Origin of the sequence: Saccharopolyspora sp. NPDC002686 (assembly GCF_040295745.1) — a bacterium.
In the GTDB taxonomy this organism is placed as follows: Bacteria; Actinomycetota; Actinomycetes; order Mycobacteriales; family Pseudonocardiaceae; genus Saccharopolyspora; species Saccharopolyspora oryzae.
In genome coordinates, this window is sequence record NZ_JBEOVY010000428.1 from 1 (window position 1) to 5,818 (window position 5,818).

The window sequence follows — 5,818 nt, forward strand, 5'->3', positions numbered from 1 at the left end:
GATCGGCGCGATCGGGTCCCTGCGCGACCACGGCATCCGAGCGGGCGAAGACCTGGCGGTCGCCGGCTACCACGACACCCCGCTGGCCGCCGAACAGGACTGAAGGGGGTCAGGTGGCAACGCGGATCTCGCGGGATGCTCCGGAACCGCTGCACGTGCAGATCGCGGCGTCCTTCCGGGAGGACATCCTGGGTGGGCGCTGGCCGGCGCACTACAAGCTTCCGCCTGAACCGGAACTTGCCGAGCAGCTCGGCGTCAGCCGCGGGACGTTGCGCAAGGCGCTGGCCCTGCTCATCGACGAGGGGCTGCTGGTGCAGACCCGCGGTCGCGGCACGTTCGTGACCGCGGGCGTGCTGGAACCGCAGATCGCGCAGCGCCTGCACTCGCTGTCCGAGGACTTCCGCGCGCAGGGGTACGCGCTGGACGTCCAGGTGGTCAGCGCCCGCCTGGAAGGGATGCAGATGGCGGTGCAGGCCCTCCTCGGCGCCCCGCCCGGCACCCCCGGGCTCCGGCTGGTGCGCGTGTTCCGGGGCGCGCAGGGACCGCTGGCGTACCTGGTGAACTGGGTGCGCGCCGACCTGTGCCCGGGCGTCGAAGACGTTGACTTCGAACACAATTCGCTGTTCGACGTGCTGGAGAAGTCCTACCAGCTCCCGGTGGCCGAAGGACGCCGCACGTTCAGCGCCGAGCCGGCCCGCGAGGACGTCGCGGAGGCCCTGGAGATCCCGACCGGAACGCCGGTGCTCTACCTGGAGCAGGTGACCTACACCCGCGACGGGCAGGCCGTGGAGTACTCCGACGTCTGGATCAACAGCACTGCCGTGAAGGTCACCTCCCTGCTGACCCGCTGAGTTCGTCGCAAAGAAATAGATCTTGTGGACAGATCCTGTCCTCATGGGCTCCTAGGGTCGGTTTCAGAGCGATTCGAGGAGGAGATATGGCGACGTACGTGCTGGTTCCGGGGGCTTGCCACGGCGGTTGGTGGTACGACGACATCGCGGCCGAGCTGCGCGGCGCGGGGCACTCCGTGCACGCGATGACCTTGACCGGGTTGGGGCCGCAGGAGTCTGCGGCCGGGATCAACCTGGACACCCACATCGACGACGTCGTCCGGTTGCTGGAGTCCGAGGACCTGCGCGATGTCGTGCTGTGCGGGCACAGCTACGCCGGGATGGTGATCGCCGGCGTCGCCGACCGGGTTCCGGAGCGGATCAAGACCCTGCTGCACGTCGACGCTTTCGCGCCCGAGGACGGGGATTCGGCCTGGTCGTTGACCAGCGGGTTCTGGCACGACTGGTACGCGGGCGGCGCCGGTGCCGACGGGTTCGCGTTCGCGCCGCTGCCGATCCTGGACGAGCGCACGGTGCCGCACCCGCTCGCCACGATGACCCAGCAGATCCGCCTCACCGGCGCGCACCGCCGGGTTCCGCGCCGCGAGTACGTCTACTGCACCGAGTTCGAGAACTCCCCGTTCACGCAGACCTACGAGCGGCTGAAGGACGACCCGTCGTGGCACGTCCGCACCTTGCCGATCAGCCACAACATCGTGCGCGAAGCCTTCGACGACTTCCGCGAGATCCTCCTCGACGCCGCCTGATCGGGATCGTGGGCGTTGAAACCGGCTTCAACGCCCACGATCCTCAGCGCGACTGGACCTTGAGCGCGGCCTTGCGGGCAGCCTTGGCGATCCGCTTCTCCGGGTGGGTCCTGCCGATCAGCTCGAGCACCTCGCGCGCGTGCGGGTGGTCCAGGCGCCAGATCTGCTCGAAGATCTCCACCTCTTGCCCGGCGGGGACGGATTCCGCCAGCAGAGCGGGGATTTCGTCGGGGTCGGCGGCGTCCGAAGCGGTCGACAGCAGATCGGTGAGCAGCCACGCCGCTTCCGCCGCAGTCAGCTCGTACTCGGGTTCGTCGCCGCTGAGCTCCTGGAACACCATCTTCGCGTACGGCCGAAGCACGGGTTCGTCCAGCGCCTGGCGCCACCGCTGTTCGCCTTCGATGGTCTTCGCGATGGTCACCGCGATCATCCGGTCCTCCACGGCACCCGCCGCAGCCGCGGTGAGCAGTGCGTCGAGCGCTTCCTCCGGAGTCCGGGACGCGATCCACGCCGCCAGTTCGGCTTCCAGCTCGGCGTCCCCGACGCCCTTGGCGAACTCGACCAGTTCCTCGGCGGTCGTTTCCTCGACCGGCGGGAGCAGCGGCACCTCGACACCGCTCGCGGTCAGCGCGCCGGCGAATGCGTACTGGCCGAGCGGGGTCAGCCGGGCGATTCCCCCGTCGACCAGCGCCGCGCCCAGGTCGGTCAGCATCGCGAGCAGCCGGTCGGCTGGGTCACCGCTGGTCCCGACCCAGGCGTCCCACGCGTCCGGCTCGGCATCGGCGAGGTCCGCGATCATGCTCCGCAGCTCCGCGATGGGCATGCCGTCGTTGCGGGCCATGAACAGCATCGTCATGGCGAAAACGCCGACGTCCTCCAGGTCGAGGTCGCCGGACTCGCCGTGGAAGCCGCCCTCGACGATCAGCCCCAGCACGTCGGACCAGGTGTCCAGCACCTCTTCGACGCCGCCGTCCGGCCATTCCTCGAGGGCCGGCCCCGGCACGTCCGGGTGGGCGGGGTCAAAGAACCCCGCATCGACCGCCAGCGCCCACAGGCAGGCCAAGTCCGGGATGTCGTCCAGCTCTTCGACCGAGTCCGGCACACGCACGCCGAGCGCCTCGGCGGCTGCGATCACGTCGGCAGCCGCCCATTCCGCACCCGGTCGCTCGACGGCCCGCAGCGCCAACTGCCGGAGGCGGTCGAGCAGCGTGCTCTGCCGGGCGGCGACCGCCAGCTCCTCATCCGACGGCAGCCGCAGCGGCGGGAGCCGGTCCGGCAGCCCGAGGAGTTCCTTGAGCCCCATCGGTGCCTCGGCGTCGTACTCGTCCATCGCGGACTCCGGCTCGTTCCCGCTCATGTCAATCCCCACGCGGTGAGGCTAGCGCCGGACGACCGGCTCCCTCCCACCCCGGTGTCTACTTCGGACCGTAGGCGCGGAGGAACGCCCGCACACCGGCCGTGACGATCTCGTCGAGCTCCTCCTCGGCGAGGGGCAGCGCGCCGTAGTAGGTGCGGCTCTGGATCTCCGTGCCCACCAGCGCGACGAAGTGCCCGGCCACGCGATGCGGGACGTCGACCTCGAGCAGTCCTCGCTCGCCGAGTTCGGCCATCCGACGCGCGAGCGCCTCGTGCACGCGGCGCGGTCCTGCTTCCTGCCAGGCTTCGAGGACGTCCTCCGGGATGTGCCCGACCTCGGCGTTGATCTGCCGCACCAGCGCGAAGTGCGCGCGGAACTCGCCCGGGATCAGGACGAACGCGCGGCCGAGGTCGACCAGGTCCTGCTCCAGGTCGACGATCTTGCCGAGGTGGCGGTCGAGGTCGACCAGCTGGGCTTCGCGGACCTCCGCCGCGCTCTCCATGACCACTTCGCGGAACAGCTCCGCCTTGTCCGCGAAGTGGTTGTAGATGGTGCGCGTCGAGACCTCGGACGTCTTGGCGATCGCGTCGATGCTGGCCCGGGTGTAGCCGTCCCGGCCGAACACCTCCCGCGCCCCTTCGAGGACGGCGCGCCGCTTCTCCGCCCCTCGCCGCGAGACGTTCTCCCTGCTCAAAGCACCCTCCCGAAAAATAAGTACAACAACCATTGCACTAAGTACATTGCTCGTTGTACTTTACCTCGCGTCCCCCTCCACCGCATCCACCGAGGAGCGAAGATGTCCGCACTGCGACTGGCCATGATCATCGGGAGCAACCGGGAAGGCCGCTTCGGGCCGACCGTGGCGAACTGGTTCGCCGAGCAGGCGCAGCAGTTCGGCGACGTCGACGTCATCGACCTGGCCGAGATCCCGCTGCCCACCATCATCGGCACGCCCGCCGACCAGCACGTCACCGAACTGGCCGGCCGCCTGGCCGCGGCGGACGCCTACGTCGTCGTCACGCCGGAGTACAACCACAGCTTCCCCGCCGCGCTGAAGAACGCGATCGACCTCTACCGCGCCGAATGGCAGGCCAAGCCGGTCGGTTTCGTGTCCTACGGCGGGATGGGCGGCGGGCTGCGGGCCGTCGAGCAGCTGCGGCTGGTGTTCGCCGAACTGCACGCGACGACCGTCCGCGACACCGTCAGCTTCCACAACGCCTGGGACCGCTTCGACGAGAGCGGCGCGCCGATCGACGAGGGCAGCAACGCCGCCGCGAAGGGCATGTTGGCCCAGCTCTCCTGGTGGGCACGCGCGCTGCGCAGCGCGCGGACCGCCGAGCCCTACACCGCATAAGCCGAGGAGCGACCGTGAAGAACAAGCTGACGCTGCTGTTCGTGCTGCTCGGATACCTGCTGCTGCCGATGTCGATGTCCGGCACCACCGTTGCGCTGCCGCAGATCGGGACGGCGCTGAACACCTCCGGTGGTGCGCTGCAGTGGGTGGTGACCGGGTACTTCCTCACCGCGTCGTCGTTCATGCTCGTCGCCGGCTCGACCGGCGACCTGCTCGGGCGGCGCCGGATCTACCGGCTCGGCGCGGCGACGTTCGCGGCCGGCAGCCTGGTCGCCGCGCTGACGCCGAACATCCTCGTGCTGGACGTGGCGCGCACCGCGACGGGTGCGGGTGCGGCCGGGGTGATGGCCGGCGGTGGCGCCATCCTGGCGACCACCTTCAGCGGTGCCGAGCGGACCAAGGCGTTCGCCGCGATGGGCACCACGGCGGGCATCGGGCTCGCGATCGGTCCGACGCTGGCCGGATGGCTGGTCGGCACGCTCGGCTGGCGGGCCACCTTCGGCGCCTTCGCCGCGGCCGGAATCCTGCTGCTGGCAGGCACTTTCGCGATGACCGAATCGCGCGCCGAGCAGCGACCGCGAGCGGACTGGCTCGGTGCGGCGACCTTCATCGCCGGGCTCGCCTCAGCGATGTTCGCCATCACCCAGAGCTCCCGGGCCGGCTGGACGAGCCCGCTCGTGCTCGGCCTGCTGGTCGCGGGCGCCGGATTCCTGACCGCGTTCGCGGTGGTCGAGCGGCGCAGCGCGCACCCGGTGCTCGACCTGTCGCTGCTGCGGAACCGGCCGTTCGTCGGCTGGGTGCTGGCCGGGGTCGTGATGGTGCTGGGCTTCGGCGGGATGACCTCGTTCCTGCCGACCTACTTGCAGGGCGCGAACGGGCTGTCGGCGCGGGATTCGGGTCTGATCATGCTGATGTCGACGGCACCGATGCTGGTCCTGCCGCTGCTGGGCGGGCGGCTGGTGAACCGGGGCACCTCGCCGCGGCTGCTGATCGTCACCGGGCTGCTGCTGATCTCGGCGGGCAACGCGTGGCTGACCGGGCTGCACCCGGGGATCGGGGCGTGGCAGCTGCTCGGCCCGCTGCTGACGATCGGCATCGGGGTCGGCCTGGCCAGCGGGTTGATCGACGCGCAGGCGATGAACCAGGTCGACCAGTCGCGCGCCGGGATGGCCGCCGGACTGCTGAACACCGTGCGCGGCGGGTCGCAGACGCTGGTGCTGGCGCTGTTCGGCTCGATCCTGATCAGCCTGCTGACCGGGCAGATCGGTGCGGAGCAGGCCGGGCGGGTGGCGACCGGGAAGCTCGCCGGCCCCGAGCAGGCCGTCCTCCTCACGGAGTCCTGGCAGGTCCTGCTCTGGTCGATCGCGGCCCTGACCGCCCTCGGCGCCCTCGCCGTCGCCACGCTCCTCGCCCCGAGCCGGAAGACCGAGCCGGTGCCCGCGTCGTCGGTTCCGGCGGCGGCCTGACCGGGGTCGTGAGTGCGTAACAGTGTTCGAACACTGTTACGCAC

6 protein-coding genes are annotated in these 5,818 nt (G+C 70.4%); 4 read left to right on the forward strand and 2 right to left on the reverse strand.

Features of this window, described 5'->3' with window-relative positions:
* The first annotated feature begins 113 nt into the window (after positions 1 to 113).
* Positions 114 to 851: a GntR family transcriptional regulator gene (locus ABTZ89_RS34580; protein WP_351052795.1), complete on the forward strand. Its 738-nt coding sequence runs from the start codon at positions 114 to 116 to the stop codon at positions 849 to 851.
* 86 nt (positions 852 to 937) lie between these two features.
* On the forward strand, positions 938 to 1,597 hold the full coding sequence (locus ABTZ89_RS34585; RefSeq protein ID WP_351052798.1) for an alpha/beta fold hydrolase: 660 nt from the start codon (positions 938 to 940) through the stop codon (positions 1,595 to 1,597).
* Between the two features lie 43 nt (positions 1,598 to 1,640).
* Here the strand turns inward: ABTZ89_RS34585 and ABTZ89_RS34590 are convergent, their stop codons facing one another.
* Both ABTZ89_RS34590 and ABTZ89_RS34595 read right to left on the reverse strand, forming a co-directional pair.
* On the reverse strand, positions 1,641 to 2,954 hold the full coding sequence (locus ABTZ89_RS34590) for a hypothetical protein (protein ID WP_351052801.1): 1,314 nt from the start codon (positions 2,952 to 2,954) through the stop codon (positions 1,641 to 1,643).
* A 58-nt stretch (positions 2,955 to 3,012) separates the two neighbouring features.
* Positions 3,013 to 3,648 carry a TetR/AcrR family transcriptional regulator gene (locus tag ABTZ89_RS34595; protein ID WP_351052804.1) on the reverse strand — a complete coding sequence of 212 codons (636 nt, stop codon included), beginning with the start codon at positions 3,646 to 3,648 and terminating at the stop codon, positions 3,013 to 3,015.
* Between the two features lie 102 nt (positions 3,649 to 3,750).
* Between ABTZ89_RS34595 and ABTZ89_RS34600 the strand changes: the two genes are divergently transcribed.
* Together ABTZ89_RS34600 and ABTZ89_RS34605 are read left to right on the forward strand one after the other, a co-directional pair.
* Positions 3,751 to 4,308: an NADPH-dependent FMN reductase gene (locus tag ABTZ89_RS34600; RefSeq protein ID WP_351052807.1), complete on the forward strand. Its 558-nt coding sequence runs from the start codon at positions 3,751 to 3,753 to the stop codon at positions 4,306 to 4,308.
* 14 nt (positions 4,309 to 4,322) lie between these two features.
* On the forward strand, positions 4,323 to 5,774 hold the full coding sequence (locus tag ABTZ89_RS34605; protein WP_351052810.1) for an MFS transporter: 1,452 nt from the start codon (positions 4,323 to 4,325) through the stop codon (positions 5,772 to 5,774).
* Positions 5,775 to 5,818 lie beyond the last annotated feature (44 nt).

Coding starts and splice junctions, on each gene's coding strand:
- ABTZ89_RS34590 (WP_351052801.1), bottom strand. CDS start 2,954: ATGAGCGGGAACGAGCCGGAGTCCGCGATGGACGAGTACGACGCCGAG.
- ABTZ89_RS34600 (WP_351052807.1), top strand. CDS start 3,751: ATGTCCGCACTGCGACTGGCCATGATCATCGGGAGCAACCGGGAAGGC.
- ABTZ89_RS34585 (WP_351052798.1), top strand. CDS start 938: ATGGCGACGTACGTGCTGGTTCCGGGGGCTTGCCACGGCGGTTGGTGG.